This window comes from Aporhodopirellula aestuarii, assembly GCF_023701485.1.
In the GTDB taxonomy this organism is placed as follows: domain Bacteria; phylum Planctomycetota; class Planctomycetia; order Pirellulales; family Pirellulaceae; genus Rhodopirellula; species Rhodopirellula aestuarii.
Window position 1 is genome coordinate 25675 of sequence record NZ_JAMQBK010000088.1, and the last position, 16402, is coordinate 42076.

General features: G+C 56.1%; 9 protein-coding genes and 1 tRNA gene. 5 read left to right on the forward strand and 5 right to left on the reverse strand.

Going from position 1 to position 16402, the window contains the following annotated elements; all coding sequences use genetic code 11:
- Positions 1–3: 3 nt before the first annotated feature.
- The 3 genes from NB063_RS28185 to NB063_RS28195 form a co-directional block, all read right to left on the reverse strand.
- Positions 4–2952, reverse strand: a complete 2949-nt coding sequence (locus NB063_RS28185; RefSeq protein ID WP_250932408.1) for a PSD1 and planctomycete cytochrome C domain-containing protein — start codon at positions 2950–2952, stop codon at positions 4–6.
- A 196-nt stretch (positions 2953–3148) separates the two neighbouring features.
- Positions 3149–3721: a DNA-3-methyladenine glycosylase family protein gene (locus NB063_RS28190; protein ID WP_250932409.1), complete on the reverse strand. Its 573-nt coding sequence runs from the start codon at positions 3719–3721 to the stop codon at positions 3149–3151.
- 228 nt (positions 3722–3949) lie between these two features.
- Positions 3950–4034: transfer RNA gene (locus tag NB063_RS28195), tRNA-Leu, on the reverse strand.
- Between the two features lie 242 nt (positions 4035–4276).
- Here NB063_RS28195 and recG point away from each other — a divergent pair.
- The 5 genes from recG (at position 4277) to NB063_RS28220 (ending at position 12082) form a co-directional block, all read left to right on the forward strand.
- Entirely contained in the window at positions 4277–6484 is a 2208-nt protein-coding gene (gene recG / locus NB063_RS28200; protein ID WP_250932438.1) for an ATP-dependent DNA helicase RecG, read from the forward strand.
- A gap of 1331 nt (positions 6485–7815) precedes the next feature.
- On the forward strand, positions 7816–9774 hold the full coding sequence (locus tag NB063_RS28205) for a M60 family metallopeptidase (RefSeq protein ID WP_250932410.1): 1959 nt from the start codon (positions 7816–7818) through the stop codon (positions 9772–9774).
- Positions 9775–9946: 172 nt separating this feature from the next.
- Entirely contained in the window at positions 9947–10675 is a 729-nt protein-coding gene (locus tag NB063_RS28210) for a DUF2306 domain-containing protein (RefSeq protein ID WP_250932411.1), read from the forward strand.
- Positions 10672–10851, forward strand: coding sequence for a hypothetical protein (locus tag NB063_RS28215; protein WP_250932412.1), 180 nt, complete (start codon positions 10672–10674; stop codon positions 10849–10851). The genes NB063_RS28210 and NB063_RS28215 overlap by 4 nt, the downstream gene beginning before the upstream one ends.
- Positions 10852–10888: 37 nt before the next feature.
- Positions 10889–12082 (forward strand): DUF1559 domain-containing protein, encoded by a 1194-nt coding sequence (locus NB063_RS28220; RefSeq protein ID WP_250932413.1) that lies wholly within the window; start codon positions 10889–10891, stop codon positions 12080–12082.
- 41 nt (positions 12083–12123) lie between these two features.
- Here the strand turns inward: NB063_RS28220 and NB063_RS28225 are convergent, their stop codons facing one another.
- Both NB063_RS28225 and NB063_RS28230 read right to left on the reverse strand, forming a co-directional pair.
- Positions 12124–14688: a hypothetical protein gene (locus NB063_RS28225; protein WP_250932414.1), complete on the reverse strand. Its 2565-nt coding sequence runs from the start codon at positions 14686–14688 to the stop codon at positions 12124–12126.
- Between the two features lie 98 nt (positions 14689–14786).
- The gene (locus NB063_RS28230; RefSeq protein ID WP_250932415.1) at positions 14787–16304 is read right to left on the reverse strand and encodes a VWA domain-containing protein; all 1518 of its coding nucleotides are present in this window, start codon (positions 16302–16304) and stop codon (positions 14787–14789) included.
- Positions 16305–16402 lie beyond the last annotated feature (98 nt).

Below are 16402 nucleotides of genomic sequence, written 5' to 3' on the forward strand. Positions count from 1 at the left end.
TTCTCAGTCGATGAATTCGAACTCGTTGGTCATCAGCAGCATTTGGGCGTACCGCGTCCAAACGTCCAAGCTTGCGGCGGGTGTCTGCGAAGCGGCATCCGATTGAGCTGCCTCGTCGGCTTTCCCCGTTTCGGAAGATTGGGCTTCAGGAGACTCAGGCTCAGAAAGCTGGGGTTCCGCGACGGTTACAAACTGTTTTCCGATTTCCAGCTCTTCGGCGGTTGGCTGGCGACCAAAGATGGTTTGGTAGAGCTTTGCGATTCGCTGGTCGTCGGTCGGTTCCGATTCGGAATTCACGTGGGCGACGAGTTGTTGCGACTGTTCGATCGCGAAGGGCGAGTTCAGCATGAACAGCGATTGCTGCGGCACGATCGTTCGCGAGCGTTTGGAAACGCTTTGGTCGGGGCTGGCAAAGTCGAACGCTCGAAACAGGTTCGGTAGATCCTGGCGATCGATGGTCCCGTAAATCGTACGTCGATGCGAGAAGGGTGCCGTCGTAATGGGAGCAGACTTACCAAACAATTTGGCATCCAGGTTACCGGCCACGGCCAGCAAAGAGTCGCGAAACGATTCGAACTCCAACCGGCGACGATTCATTCTCCACCACAGCCGGTTTTCCGGATCGACTTGCAGGCAGTCGTCTCGGTTGACGCTGGATTGACGATACGCATGCGACAGCATGATCTGACGATGCAATCGTTTGACCGACCAACCGTTCTGCATGAAGTCAGCCGCAAGAAAGTCCAGCACATCGCGTTGCACGGGTTCGGGGCACTGGATTCCGAAGTCGCTCGGCGTGTCGACCAAGGGTTGGTTGAAGTGGTGCATCCAGACGCGGTTGACGAACACGCGTGCGGTGAGCGGATTGTCTTTGCTGACGATCGCGTCGGCCAACTCCAGTCGCCCGGCTCCGTTTTGAAACACAGGGCGATCTTCGGGCGAGAGCAGTTTCAGGAATCGTCGCGGGGCTTCTTCGCCTCGACGCCCGGCATTGCCGCGGATCATCACGCGCGTGACGCCGGGATGTTCGCGGTCGACAACGATCATCGCACGATCGAGTCCCTCGGGGGCGTTGGAATTGAGTTCGTTGATCTTGCCTTCTCGCTTGGCAACATCGTTCCGCTGGCCTTGGTCGAACATCTCGCGGATTTTTTCGCGTTTGATCACCAAGGGCGAATCGTCGAGCGACAGCAGATCCAGTAATGCCTTTCGTGACGGATCGGACTTCGCGTTTTCTTCATCGCGAGCTCCCCATTGATCGTGAATCAATTTGCCGTAGACGCGTGCCAGCTCGGTCTTGTTTTTGAGTGGTTGCTGCAATAAGGCATCAAGCACCAAGGGGTTGAGCTTTTCGGCGGGGAGTTCGTTCCAACCTTCGATTTTCCGCTGAGCTGATTCGGCGAAACCATCGTCGCCAAGTGCTAATAGTTCATGCCACGGCATGAAGACTTTCATTCGCGCAGCGTCTTTACGGTTGACGAATGCTTTCCAGCGATTCAAAAGCCGGGGATGAACTTCGATCGGTTTGAGCGAGATAAAATCTTGTTCTTGCAAGAATGCTTCGCGTTCCGCACTGGATTCGATCACACGTGCCAAGTAGTCGGTCGGATGCTCTTGCGTTTGTGTTTTCAGTTGTTCGTGGATTTCATCAAGCCGTTTTTCAATAGCCTGTTTTTCTGCTTCGAGTTTACCCAAGAACTCACTGAACTTCGCTTTCTCCGCTTCGTCGATAATCAGCGGCAGCTCGTCTGGGCTAGAACAGTTTTCGAAGATGCTGAACAGCGAGTAGTAGTCTTGGGTCGGGATGGCATCAAATTTGTGATCGTGACACCGGGCACAACTGACCGTTAGTCCGAGTATGCCACGGGTCACCGCGTCGACTTGATCGTCAATCACATCGAGCCGGTTGAGATACTGACGTCCCACGGTCAAGAAGCCGAGGGCGGCGAGATCTGCGGGTTCAGCGGAGTCCATCATGTCAGCCGCCAATTGGCAGCGTACGAAATCGTCGTACGGCAAATCTCGATTGAATGCTTTGATGACCCAGTCACGATAGGTGTATGCGAACGGAAAACGTTTGTCGCGGCCGCCCGGGGAATAGCCGCGGGTGTCGGCATAGCGGGCGACGTCGAGCCAGTGTCGGGCCCATCGTTCCCCATAGTGCGGTGAATCGAGTAGCTGATCGATCAGTCGCGGCCAAGCATCGGGGCGCTCATCGTTGACAAATGCATCGATCTGTTTCTGAGTGGGTGGCAAACCGATCAAGTCATAGGTCGCGCGGCGAATTAAGGTTCGGCGATCCGCTACAGGTGAAAACGAAAGACCGGCATCGGCGAGCTTGGGTTCGAGTAAGCGGTCGATTTTGGTTCGGGGAGAATCGACACTCGACGTTGTATCGGATTCCGGAATGGTGGGTGACTTGACCGGTTGCAGCGACCAGTGTTCGGATCGATGAACGGAGACACGCTGCTCGACGGTCAAGGTTGGTTTAACCGGTGCTTCCTCGGGCCATGGCATGCCCATCTTGATCCACTGATGGAGATGATCGATTTCGGCCTCGGACAACGGTTCGTCCGGTGGCATCTCGTAGTCACCTTCGTGTTTGACCGATTCGATCAACAAGCTGTGCTCGGGATCGCCGTCTTGGGCCGCAGGCGTGTCGCTGGCTCCACCTCTGAGAATGCTCGCCCGCGAATCAAGGCGGAGTCCACTTTCCGATTTCTCCGGTCCATGGCATTCGTAACACTTGGCCGACAACAACGGTCGGACCTTTTCTTCAAAGAATCGGATGCCGTCTTCGTTGTTTGCGTCAGCACATCGAGCCGTCGATGCAGAGATCGCCACAACGCAGCCGGCGAGCAACGCAGCAATGGAGAAACGGCCTCGTACGTGGACGGTCGGGTTCTGACTCACGGCGACACGCAGTAATGGGCGGGATGTGATTGGAATCACATGTGGAGGGGGGCGGGGAGCGGTTTTGGGGGGAGGTGATTCAATCAACTCGCTGTTCACGTCGTGGCCGCTAGAACAGCATCATAGCTGAAATGGTCGCGTGGGGACACTAAACGGTTACACACCGGAATCTTGAAGATTCCGCAAAACTCTAAAAATCTTAAGTAACGCTGAATCTCAAGTAGCACTGCGGCAGCTATCGGTTGCCCGTGGTTTTTCCGACGTCCGCCGAACGCCAGCAATACCAGCTCGCCAAGGATGCGTGGGGTCGCCACTTCGATGCGATCGCAGTGCTGGTGGCGAGATCGGGCAACTCATCGAGTCCGTATTGGTCTCGGATAGCGGATCGAACGCCGAGGTCATCGTGGGGGAACACGTCGGGCCGACCGAGCGAAAAGATTAGGAACATTTGGGCGGTCCATTTCCCGATGCCTTTGACGATTGTGAGCTGCTCGATCACTTTGTCATCGGAGTACCGACCAATGTTTTGCAGGTCGATGTCGGCATTGTTCACTTTGATCGCGAGATCGAGCACGTATCTCGCTTTCTGCGGCGAGACGCCCGCGGTGCGAAGTTGCTCAGGGGAATAGCGTGAGAGGCTGGCGGCGGTGACACCTTCGTCGCCGACGAGTTCATCGAGTCGTTTGCGGATCGCTCTGGCCGCACCGGTCGAAATCTGCTGCGAAATGATCGAATTGACCAACATTCGAAACCGGTCAGGGTTCGGACGGAGCGTGCAGGGGCCAACGGAATCGATGATGCGTTTCATGACCGGGTCGGCTGACCGGAGATGTCGGATCGCTAGATCGTGTCGATTTTTTGCGGGCATCTGAAGATCGTTTTCAGGTCTTGTTTCAGTTGCAAAAGGTTCAGTGATTCGGATGTACCTCGTGCCAATTTACTGGCTCGAGCGTCCGCAGAACCTTGTGACCGTTTTCGGAGTGAGTGCTGAAACGAAAAAAGGGTTTTCACTCGACGAGTGAAAACCCTTTATCAGTACGGATGAGAGGATTCGAACCTCCACGTCCTTATCGGACACTAGATCCTGAGTCTAGCGCGTCTGCCAATTCCGCCACATCCGCATGTGTGTCGGCAGAAGATATCCGCTGTGCGGGGCTTCGACAAGTCGCACTTTTCGCGATCGGACGCCGGCCGAGAATTTTGTCCCGGGGCGATTTGCTGCCGAGCCACAGGGTGGCGTGTCGATGACGTCGGCAGACGATACGATAACACCATTGTCTCGCCTTCTTTCCACGTCCCCTGAATCATCGTTTTGGCTGAGCCCATCGACCCCACGCCGCAATCTGTCGCGTCGCCCGATTCGGTGCCGGTGGAGCCCCCTGCGCCTGAGTTCGAGCCCTCCACGCCGGTCCAATATCTGCCCGGGGTCGGGGCCGCCAGGGCGGAACGGTTGCGAAGATTGGGGCTGCGCAGGGCCCAGGACGTGCTCTTTTTTTTCCCGCGAGAGCATCAGTTTCCGCCACCACCGACGCGGGTCGACGATTTGCGTGAGGGGTGCCCGGCGACGTTCATCGGCAAAATCACTGACGCGGAACTCGTTTCCCGGACACCTGGGAAATCGCTTTTTGCAGCGATCGTCGAAAACGATTCGGGGGCGGTGCGGATCGTTTTTTTCAATCAGCCATTCCGAGCTGAGCAGTTGATTTTCGATCGCATCGTCCGGCTCAGCGGTTCGCCGAAGCTCGCGGGGCTGCGATGGGAGTTCACGCACCCGAAATACGAACTCATCGAGGCGGACGAAGCGGACGCAGAGAGTCCCGAAAACAAAGGCGAGATTCTGCCGGTCTATCCGCTCACCGAATGCGTCAAGGAATACGAACTGCGGCGGTTGACGCGGCGGGTTGCCAGCGTGCTGGCCGGTGGAGTGAAGGAGGTCATGCCGCCATCGATCCGGGCGGATGCGTCAGTGCGATTGCGGGAGGCGGGGATCGAACTGGTTGGGGATCTACCGGGTATCAGCACGACTCTGCGAGATATCCATGGTCCGCCCTCGGCCGAGGCACTGACCGCCGCCCGCACACGGTTGATCTTTCAGGAATTGTTCGTCATGCAGCTCGCTTTGGCGATGCGGCGGACTTCGTTGACCGGACGATTGCAAGCGCCGGCGATGCCGTGCACGGCGAAAATTCGGCAACGTATTCTGCGTCGTTTCCCATTTGAATTGACAGCAGATCAAAACCGTGTGATCGATGAGATCACTCGTGAAATGGGGCGTCAGTTTCCGATGAACCGGCTGTTGCAAGGTGACGTGGGCAGCGGCAAAACGGTCGTCGCGATTTTTGCCATGATGCTCGCCGTGGCCTCGGGGCACCAAGCGACGTTGATGGCACCGACCGAAGTGCTCGCCCGCCAACACTACCAAACACTCAGCAAGATTCTCGCCGACAGTCGAGTGCGAATAGGGCTGTTGTGTGGTTCGTTAACGGCTGCGCAGCGCCGCGAAACGCTCGAACAGATTGCGTCGGGTGAGTTGGATTTGATTATCGGCACGCAGGCCCTCGTATACGACATCGACTTTCATTCGCTCGGTTTGTGTGTGATCGACGAGCAGCATAAGTTCGGCGTCCGGCAACGTGTGCGACTGCGTGAAGGCGGTGTCGATCCGCATTACCTGGTGATGTCGGCGACTCCGATCCCTCGGAGTGTGGCGATGACGCAGTTCGGTGACGTTGACCTGAGCACGTTGCGCGAGAAACCAGCCGGACGCGGGGAGGTGCACACGTATCTCGCCGTCGATTCGTGGCGTGATCGATGGTGGGATTTTGTCAGACAGCGGATCGCGGAAGGACGGCAAGCCTACGTGGTCGCGCCACGAGTCGGCAACGAATCGGTCCCCCGTGATCCATCCACCGAGTCGCCTGACGACCTCGACGAGTTGACGCTGCTCGATGAGGTGGAGGACGTGACATCAGTCAGTCGCACGTTCGAAAATCTACGGGACAACGTCCTCAAAGAGCATCGGGTCGAACTGTTGCACGGGCGGATGAAACCGGAAGCGAAACAGGACGTGATGCAGCGGTTTGCCGATGGTGAGATCGATGTTCTCGTCAGCACCACGGTGATCGAAGTCGGCGTGGATGTCGCTAACGCAACGGTGATGACGATTCTCGGTGGCAATCGTTTCGGTCTCGCCCAGCTGCACCAGTTGCGCGGTCGGATCTCGCGTGGTGTGCATGCCGGTTACTTATGTGTGTTTACCGATGGTGAGGGATCACCCGAGGACAGCGAGCGATTGAAAGTGTTTGAGCAAACCTCAGATGGTTTCGAACTTGCCGAAGCGGATTTTCGTTTACGTGGACCGGGTGACATGCTGGGGCGAAAGCAAAGTGGGTTGGCACCTCTTCGGATCGCGGATCTCAACCGAGACATCGAAATCTTGCAAGTCGCTCGCACCATGGCGCAAGAGCTGATCGATGAAGATCCGGGCATGCAGGCGGAGGAACTCGCGGGATTGCGGGATCAAGTGTTGCGACGCTACGGCGATCGGCTCGACCTCGGCGATGGTGCGTAGCTGGACGGCATCCGCGGGATTTCAAAAGTAGCGAAACGCACAAAATCACTCAACGTCCCACGGCCACAATCACCGTTGCCTGGTGCAACGCCCCAGGACCTCTGGGATCCTCGCAACGCGGCAGGATGAATATGGCCGTTGGCCAATCCGTTTGGTGCGCCCTTCGCATTCAGGGGCGTTGCCCCTGTCTACGGTGAATGTAGGCCTTTGGCCTATCACACGCCCCGGCAGACTCTCACACGATCAACAGGCGTCATGCCGTGGCCAACGGCCACATTCACCTCAGCCTGGGGCAACGCCCCAGGACCTCGTAGACCGGCAGCCAAACGTTGGCCAACGGCCGTCGTCACCCGGATGCTCGCAACACGGAAGGATGAATATGGCCGTTGGCCAATCCGTTTGGTGCGCCCTTCGCATCCAGGGGCGTTGCCCCTGTCTACGGTGAACATAGGCCTTTGGCCTATCCTGACCGGCAGACTTTCACACGATCAACAGGCATCATTTCGTGGCCAAGGGCCACATTCACCTCAGCCTGGGGCAACGCCCCAGGAGCTCGTGAACCGGCAACCAAACGTTGGCCAACGGCCATCATCACCCGGATGCTGGCAACGCGGAAGGATGAATATGGCCGTTGGCCAATCCGTTTGGTGCGCCCTTCGCATCCAGGGGCGTTGCCTCTGTCTACGGTGAACATAGGCCTTTGGCCTAATCCCGACCGGCAGACTTTCAGACGATCAACAGGCATCATTTCGTGGCCAACGGCCACATTCACCTCAGCCTGGGGCAACGCCCCACGGCGTCTTTGTCGCCTGCGGCGCGGTCCGGCCTCACGTGATCTGCTTTTTTGTCAAATTTTTTTTGCAAGCGGACAATTTGACCAACGTGCGCATCAACTCATACGCTCACTTGGGCTGCGCATAATCTTTGCGATACGACAGCCGATGTTGTTGGATCGAACGGTCACGACGGTTCAGTGACGTGGTGATGTGAGTATCTCGCTACAGCAGAATTGCCTATCCAAGTTATAGTGAAGGCTCCGAGTGCGAGTGTCGCAGATAGGTCAGGATGAAGCGGAAATGAAATGACGTCGTTGAATTTGCCAGCATCCTTCGGGGTAAGGATATCGCGGCAAATTTGACTACCAAATCGACAGTCATTTTTGTTTGATTCGGAGGGGGCACGCTTGGGGGAGACGGCAATGGTCTTGTGATGAGTGTCATGCTGTCTTCATGTCGAAGGTGCGGTAGATGTGACCAACTCCTTCACTTGAATCCGTTTTGGTGTCTATTGAGTGCCACGGGCGTTCAATGGTTTGAGATAAGGGTAAGTCGATGTTTTTTCGGTTGTTTTTAGCTTTCGTATGTGTTGCCGTCACGGGCGAGTTGTCGGCGAACGAAAGCGTGATCACGACCGCTTTGACTCAACTGCACCATCATATCGATGGCGACAAAATGCTCAGTCCCGAAGAGCAGCGTCAACTGACGGTTGTCATCAAAAACAACAGTGAAGATTTCGCTTCGGATTCAGAATCGCTGGCCAAAGCTTTCAATTTGGTGAGGCTCTTTGAAGAAAAACACGGTCCACTGTTTCTGACTCCAAAAACGAAAAATGGATTTGCCAGAGAGGTGGCTCGTGGGATGGAATTGGAGCACGCGATGTTCGCGGTCCAGCAAGGATTATTGGATCACGCTTTCACGCCCGATAACTTGAAAAAGTACCGTCGTTTAGTTGATGGCTTTTACTTCAAAACATCCATGTATTTCCCCGGGATGGTGAAGCAGTCGGGTGAACCGAACGAGGTCCACTCGGTGAATATCAACGCTTCACATCCGGCTGCAATCGGTAGCCCCGTGGCTGGTTCCGAAAATGCCGCCCGACGGTGCACGGGATGGTACCTGCCGCCCGGTGCGATTGCCGATGTGGCGGTTCCACCGACGATGGTGAACAAGGGATATTCCATTCGCGTGGGCGCGCATTCGTGGGATCTCAGCAAAAAGAAAACGATCGAACGTCTGGATCGTGTGTCATTGGTTTATCCGATCACTCAATCTCGCACGTTGGTCGCCAATCCGTTGGGAGGTGGGATCTACATCGAGGTGCCTTACAAGGCGAATGCCGGAATCGTGAAGGTTTGGGTCAAGAACGCCGTTCGGGCACCGTTCTTTTCGATGCGCAGTTTTGACAAGACAACGCTGCGGGAATGGAACGCCGTCGAACGCCGGCAGCCTGGTCCGTGGGCTGATTTTGAAACGGACAAATTCATGATGCAGATCCCGACGCCGTGGCTGCAAGCTCTCAATAATCCGGCCACGTTGATGCAAGATTGGGACAAGGCCATGGATGCCGTCTCAGAGCTTTTCGGGCATCCGTTGGTTCGTTCCAAGACGGTGTTGTATCTGCAGCCGGATGTGACGATGCGGGGTTCAGCCAACTTCCCCGGCTATCCACAATCCAACTACCCGTACGATCCCTATCGCCCGGAACAGTGCCGGGATCTATGGATGATCAAGGGACCGCAATTTGCCGACTGGACAGTGTTCCACGAAGTCGGGCATTCCCAGTTTTGCTCGAAGTTCAGGGGCGAAACCGAAGCGCTCGTGAATCTTCCGCACGTCGCGATCATGAACCGAAAGTTTGGTTGGAGTCTCGACAAAGCGTTTGGGAGTTCGGTCAACGGGATGAGCCATCTCACGCTCGATGAGGTGGCAATCATGTGGATGGTTACGGAGAACTTTCGCAAAGGCAATCCGATGAACATCACCAATCGACCCGGTGATGAAGTGAAATATCAACATCGGGGCTATGGGAAATATGTCGAGATTGCCAACCTGTTCGGCTGGGACGCACTGAACCGCTTCTGGACGGAAGAAAACGACAACTGGAAACCAGGCAACCGAGTTCCGCAAAACTCAGATCCAACCGACAGTCGTATTCTGAGGTTGTCAAAGGCTGCCGGTGCGGATCTAAGGCCGCTGATTCACTTTTGGGGCGTTCAGCCGGAGCGGCCCGATCTTCTTGCTAAGTCGATTCAGAACGCGGGATTGAAACCGTCGCGAGAAATCTACGAGCGGCTGGAACACTACAAGACGCTCGTCCCGATGTCGAATCTCGCTTTTCAACAACACCTCAAACGCGTTTATCCCAACGGCCTGGGCAAGCTGACCAATCCGCTTTACGGCACCGGTTGGTATCGCGCCACGGCTGCAAGCTATAGCGATGCCGATGGTGAGGCGGCGCGGGAGGCACTGCAGGACATCATCGATCTCTATTTCTCCACAAGCAACGGATAAGCTTCGTTTGGGCGGGTGGGAATCCGTCGCGCGGTCCGAAACGTTGAAAACGCCGGTGTCTGATGACGCAGTCTCGTAGGACCCTGTGTGATAGACCCTGTGTGAGAGGACGCTGGCATCGTGGTTTGGGTATACTCAGCGGTCTGTTGACTTGTTGATCACGTGGACCCCGATGGCTCAAACGATAAACCGAGATGAGCGCGATGACGGAAAGTTTCGTCGCCGTGAGTTACTTGCCCGGATATTGTTTTGGGCGGTTGTGTTGGTGTTGGTCAAGGTGTTTCTGTCGATCGTCATAGAGTATCGAAGGTACTTTCCGGCAGATTTTGAATCTAATTTTCTGAGTGGGCGGCGGCACTCGTTCACGGGCGGATATCGACAGGCGTTTTACGTTCATATCCTTTCGAGTCCGATCGCGTTGGTGTTAGCGACTTTCTTGGTGGTCAGCGGCGGCAAGAAACGATGGCAGGTGATGCATCGCTTCGCCGGGCGGATTCAGTTCATCTTGGTGTTGTTGGTGGTCGTGCCGAGCGGCATGGTGATGGCGAAAGATGCCTACGCGGGTCCAATTTCAGCGGCGGGGTTCATTTCGTTGAACGTGGCCACGGCGGCCTGTCTGGTCATGGCAGTATGGCGTGCGCGGAATCGCAAATTTGTTGCCCATCGTCGTTGGGCGACGAGATCTTTCGTGCTGCTGGCGTCCCCGTTGCTGTTGAGGCTGATCGCGGGTGCGGCGATCGTGACGGGTTGGGAATCGGAGCGGTCTTATCAATTGAATTCGTGGATCAGTTGGTTGATTCCGCTGATGATCTACGAAATTTGCTTTGCGTATCCAAAACCGCGACAATTCAGTTCGGGGACGAGTGCGGTCATCCAAGTCGAAAACGGGGGGTCACGATGAGGCGGGAATTCATTCGATGGAGTGGTTTGGCAACCCTGTTGCTCTTTGGGGTGGTCGGTTGCAATGGCGAACCGTTTATTCGGGTGCCTGATGCCGACGAAGAATTCTCGACGCCGGCCGACTATCAAAACTACGATCTCGAAATGCGTGAGCTTTCGGCCGGTCAATCCGAATAAGGGGACACGTGTGAATTGCAAAATCGAAAGAAACGTGATGGGAAAAAGTAGTGCCAGACGTGGGTTCACTGTCGTTGAGCTGTTCGTGGTGATTGTCATCATTGGAGTGCTTGTTGGATTGCTGCTGCCCGCGACACGCGGTGCGAAAGAAGCGGCGCGGCGGATGAGTTGCAGCAACAACTTCAAACAAATCGGGCTGGGGCTGCACAACTATCATTCCGCATACGATCGGTTGCCGATGCAGATGGGTGGCACGTACGATCCCAATTCGGATTCAGGTGGAACGTCGCCACCGGGTAACAACCGCTATCGGCTGAGTTTCCTCGTAGGCCTTCTACCCTTTGTCGAATCTCAGTCGCTATGGGAACAAATCACGACGGGCGAAGACGACCAAGAACGAGATGTCCCATTCGCGGCGATGGGGCCGGCCCCGTGGACGCGGCAATTTAATCCATGGCAAACAGAGATTCCGACATTTCGTTGTCCATCGGATCCGGGACTGGGTTTGCCTTCGCACGGTCGCACCAACTATTCCGCCTGCTTGGGGGATGCAACCCATTGGCTCAATACCGGGGCAACTCGATGGGATTCTGAGTCATTGACTTGGGTAGATGATCGCAAATCACAGGTTGAGGCGTCGGGACGTGGCGTGTTTGTTCCGCGTGCGGTGACGCGATTTCGCGATGTCTTGGATGGGCTCGCCAATACGATTATGGCTGGTGAAATCTGTACCGATTTAGGTGATCGGGACAAGCGTACCAGTGGATCGCTGTTGAATTCGTGGGCGATGATTCATGACACTCCGACGCTTTGCCGAGATCAAATTTCGTCGCTGCGCCCGCAGTTCTGGATTCCCCAGAATGAGCCGGAGGCACCCGCTGGGATCGGCAGCAGCAACCAACGTCGAGGATTCCGGTGGGCCGACGGGGCGGCTTTGTACACGGGGATGAATACCATCCTACCGCCTAATTCTGAGGTCTGTCTTGCCGGTGGCGATTCGGGGATCGGCGTTCTGTCGTCGTCGAGTCGCCATCAAGGTGGCACGCATGTTTTGATGGGAGACGGTGCGATTAAGTTCATTACCGACTCGATCGAATCGGGGAATCCCGATACCGGCACGGTGATGTTCGGTGGCACCGGGCCGCGTGAACCGGGTTCGTTTAGTCCGTATGGATTGTGGGGGAAACTCGGAACCCGGGCCAGCGCCGAGGAGATCGAGACCAGCCTCTAATCGCTACGAGAGCATGAGCCGCCTACGCGATCGTCGCGTTCTCATTTGCTACCGGAGACAACCGTCTCGAGTTTATTGAAGGTGTCGAGCCACTTGTTTTCTGCCTCGCTACCTTCGGGGATTGCCAGTCGGGCACTCGCGATCTGTTTGAGAGTTTGTTTCTCAAGCGACGCGCGTTCCGAATCGCTATCGACGACCTGGGCAAGCATCCATCGACAGCGTGCGAGATGGAAGTGAGCTTCGAGTAGCGACATGGCGTGTTGTTCGGTGCCACGTTCGGAGTATCGCAGTCGATGCAAATTGACGGCGAGTTTGGACCAACCCCAGATCGACGGTTGGTCTTTCGAACTTTGGATCGCCGCCCGTAATTTATCTTCGGAATCGTTTTGGATGGCGAGTTCTTCGAGCGTCAATGCCGCTTGTCTCTGCAAGTCAAAGACGTTGGGGGTTGTTTCCAAAATCTGGGAAATCACGGCCAATGATGCTTCCGTTTTGCCTGCCAGACGCAGCCATTCGGCCTGGCGAACTTGAGTCGGCGCCAACATGTTTTGTGGCAAAGTTTTTGCGGAGAGGATCGTTTCACACGACTTCGCCGCCCGCTCATAACATTTCCGGGCGAGGTCGTCGTTGGGGGCCTTTTCCGCGAGCGTGGCCCAGGACTGAGCCATCCACAATTGATCTTGCAGGCCGGCAGCGGTTGAGTTGGGCGGGGTTTTCGCGAGCGTTTCGTCGAGCATCTTGACGTCGCTCATGGAGACCGTGTCCTGAGCGAGGACTTCCTTGAATCGGCGAATGGCTGTGGCGTACTGCATCGACTGCACCTGGCTGCCGCTTTGTTTACCCAACATAACGTCAAGGGTTTCGAGTGACTTTTGTGCTCCTTGGAGGTCGCCTTCTGCCGTTTGCGCTTTGTAGACGAGTTGGAAGATCGTTTGGGCAAACGCGGCAGGGACGACAATGGTTTTGGGGTTTCCGGTTTTCTTGACGCGGATTGAGCCGACCACTGGAAACTTACCCTTCGTCGTCCAGCGGATGACGTCGGTGGTATCGCCGGTGCGGTCGGCGATGACGGCGAGCATTTGTTTGGCCGTGAGTAGTCGCATCGTTGGCTTTTTGAGATCCGCTTCCATTGCCGTCACGGCGGCGCGGAACTCGTCGCTCGATTTCTTTAAGAGGTCGAGCATGGCATCCGGATCGGCATCCCGGTGGCTGGCCTCGGTTAGAAAAATCGACCAATACGCGACGCCCGAAGCGATCTTGGCGTCGACGTACGCGTCGGAATCTTTGCCGACGTGGGAGTACGCATCGACGGCAAGCTTGGGATGCTCGAAGGCGGCATACAATTGACCGAGCGTGAACCAGAGTTGATCCCGTTGGGGATCGTCCGGCCATTTCGTTTCGATCAACTGGGCGATCGTTTCCATAAAGCGAAGCTCACCCACTTCTTCGGGGATACCCCAGTGGTTTGATGAGGCTTCTTGGACGGCTGCCAATGCGATGAATGCTGCGTCACGGGTCGCACTCTCCTCGGGGTCGCCGAGGCGTGCGGCCGTTTCGCCATAGATGGCAGCCTCCATCAAGTGGCCAGCCTTGAGCGATAGAAATGCGAGCAGATAAAGCAGCTCGTTTCGTTTCTCGAGATTGTCACGTCTGAGCGATAAACCGTAGGCGACTTTGACAGCGCCGAGCGTCTCGCCGAGCTTGGTTTGATACTCTTCGCTATCGGTCGCTTTGTCTCCGAGTTCGGCCCACGCCTCGTAGTTCTGATAGGCGACGTTGTACGCTTCGTCAAAGTAATTCGACGACTTGGCGGGTTCGATGAGCGGGATTCGTTGACGGGGTTCGACTCGCTCGGGAAGTGAAGTGACAGGCGCTTGGGTCTGACCGCCGTACGGTGAACGTTCGGATTCGGCAGGTGCGCTCGCGATTGGTTTTTTTGTTTGGGTGGCAGATGTGTTTTTTTCCGTGGCGCCCAAAACATTGGCGGTGGGTTGCGCGAACAGCGGAGTGGGTACTTGCGCGACGAGATTCTTAAGCGTCCCGGGTTTGATGACGGCTTTTTTGGGGGGCGCGGCCGCTTGTTTTTGCTTGGCCGCGTTTGATCGATCGCGGGCGGACTGGGATTGGTCACCGCCAGTTGATTGCAGCAAAAACATCGTGATGGATGTCAACAACAATAACGCGACGAAACCCGCACCTGCGATCAGGGGCCAGGAGTTCTTTTTTCGATTTCTCCTGCTGGGACGCTCTTCGTCCGCTTTCTCATCACGCTTTTTGGCATCCTTGTTCTTGCGTTTTTTCGGAGCCTTGTCTTCGGTGTCTAACGTGATGATCGGCGACGTGGTCGGCTCGTCGTCACCGCTCGGTTCGTCATCCAGGTTCGGTGCGTCGTCATCGCTCAGCGCGTCATCACGGTTCGGTGCATCGTCATCAAGCGGCGCGTCGTCATCCGTCGTTGCATCGTCACGGATCGGAACTGCGGAATCATCCAGCTCGGGCCGTTGGTTGTCGATGGCGGTTACCAGTCGGCCCTGGAGAGATACAAAGAGGGTAGCCCCGCAGTCACATCGCAGCGAAGTACCCAGCGTTTGCCCGAGTCGGTGCACTTTGAGGCAAACCGGGCAAATGCCTTTGTTTTTTGACGTTGAATCAGTGATGGAAGATACTCCGGTAGCTTTCGTGACGCCGAGTAATTAGTTCGTAATTATTTCGGTTTCAACATGATGCCCCAGATGGGGCCTCGGGTGGAGTTTCTTGGGCGAGGATATCGCTGCGCCATTGCCGCCCCTTCTGGCATCACGCCGACATCACGATAGTTTCCCTTGTGGCTGGTTGCCAGTAATTCAAATTGAGCGGCATCCTTTTTCTGGACCTCCATTCCTCGTGTGTGGATCACGATATTGGGATTCGGCCTGGAGGCGAAATATTGAGCGGCACCATCGGTGAAGGCACCGTCGCCGAGCACGTAGATGACGTCGGGTTTGAGATCGAGCGCGATTTGAATGGCCTTTTTACCGTTCGTTCTCAGGCATAGTGGTACCGTATCGAGCCAATTGGCGAGTAAGGCTTTGTTTCGCGGTGTGGCGGCGACCAGATTGGGCACGGTGTTCGGGTGCATCATCCCGTATGCCGTGTCGCTGTAGAAAATGACGTAGAAACGCTGTTTGGGCGTGAGTTGGTTGACGGTCAGCATGAGTTGGATGAGGGCCGTTTCGAATCGCCCTCTTGTCATGCTGTTGGAGTTGTCGATCACGAACACATTGTTGATCGCGGCAAACTTGCTGCCGAAAAACGTCGGTTTTCCTTTGACCGATGCGATCCCCGTGCCCGGGGTTGTCGAGGCTTTGGCGGGTGTTGTGGGCGGCTTGATCGATGCGAAGTTCACGGCGGAAAGAAAATCCGGCGTGGTGGCTGTTTCGGTGACGTCAGGGACGACTTCCTCAACCGGCGCCGAATCGGCCTCGGGTTCCTCGGTCGGCTCGGTGATCTCGATGGGTTCGGTTTCGATCGTGAACTCTTCGACGACGTTGTCGCTCGAACTCGGCGCCGCGACGATCACGAACTTCTGTTTTTCTGGGTTTACCAAGTAGAAACTCGCCAACATCAGAACGATCGCCACGTGGATCAAGACACTGATGCTGTTGGTCCCTAATTGGCGCAAGTATGCGTCACGTCGCTCGGCGAACCAGAACTGAAAGCGGAGCCATTCTTTGCGCCATCCCGTTTGCTCCTCGATTTGCCGTTGCTGTTCGAGACGCAATTCTTCGGCTTCACGCTCGGACCGTTCGATGGCTGCGACCATCGACAGAGGTGCGATGGTTTGAGGCTGAGGGGATTCGGCGGGTTGCGGTTGTGCTTTGGGCTGTTCGATTTTCGGGGGGGTGGCATTGTCGACTTCGACGGCCGAATCCGTGGTCGGCGCTTTTAACGTCGGGACCGGCGAGTTCGACGTAGTGTCTGGCGAGGTGATCTCTTTCGCCGGGTTTGATTTCCGCCGTTCGCGCGATAGCACGTCACGGTAGCCCTGGTGTTCGGCAGTCCCGCCCTTCTCGACGGGGACTTCGAACAGCCGCCCGTCCTTTTCGAGAATCATCAACCCCCGACTTTCGGGCCGGTAGTAGCCGTTGGCTTCCGCTTTCGGAAGCTCCGAACGGGGGATCAGTAGGAATTCGATGCCGTTAGAAACCGAAACAAATCGGGAGCGACTTTGAGGAGAAGACATTGCAAAGAAGAGTGGTTTTGGTGGGCATGATGCTGTTTTGCGGGGTGTGGGCAACCCGCAACCTATAGAGAACGCAGTCGGTGGTCAAAGGTACCTCT

Bases quoted from the DNA above. Each gene is read 5' to 3' on its own strand.
- NB063_RS28205 (WP_250932410.1), top strand. From the start codon at position 7,816: ATGTTTTTTCGGTTGTTTTTAGCTTTCGTATGTGTTGCCGTCACGGGC.
- NB063_RS28190 (WP_250932409.1), bottom strand. From the start codon at position 3,721: ATGAAACGCATCATCGATTCCGTTGGCCCCTGCACGCTCCGTCCGAAC.
- NB063_RS28210 (WP_250932411.1), top strand. From the start codon at position 9,947: ATGGCTCAAACGATAAACCGAGATGAGCGCGATGACGGAAAGTTTCGT.
- NB063_RS28230 (WP_250932415.1), bottom strand. From the start codon at position 16,304: ATGTCTTCTCCTCAAAGTCGCTCCCGATTTGTTTCGGTTTCTAACGGC.
- NB063_RS28220 (WP_250932413.1), top strand. From the start codon at position 10,889: ATGGGAAAAAGTAGTGCCAGACGTGGGTTCACTGTCGTTGAGCTGTTC.
- NB063_RS28215 (WP_250932412.1), top strand. From the start codon at position 10,672: ATGAGGCGGGAATTCATTCGATGGAGTGGTTTGGCAACCCTGTTGCTC.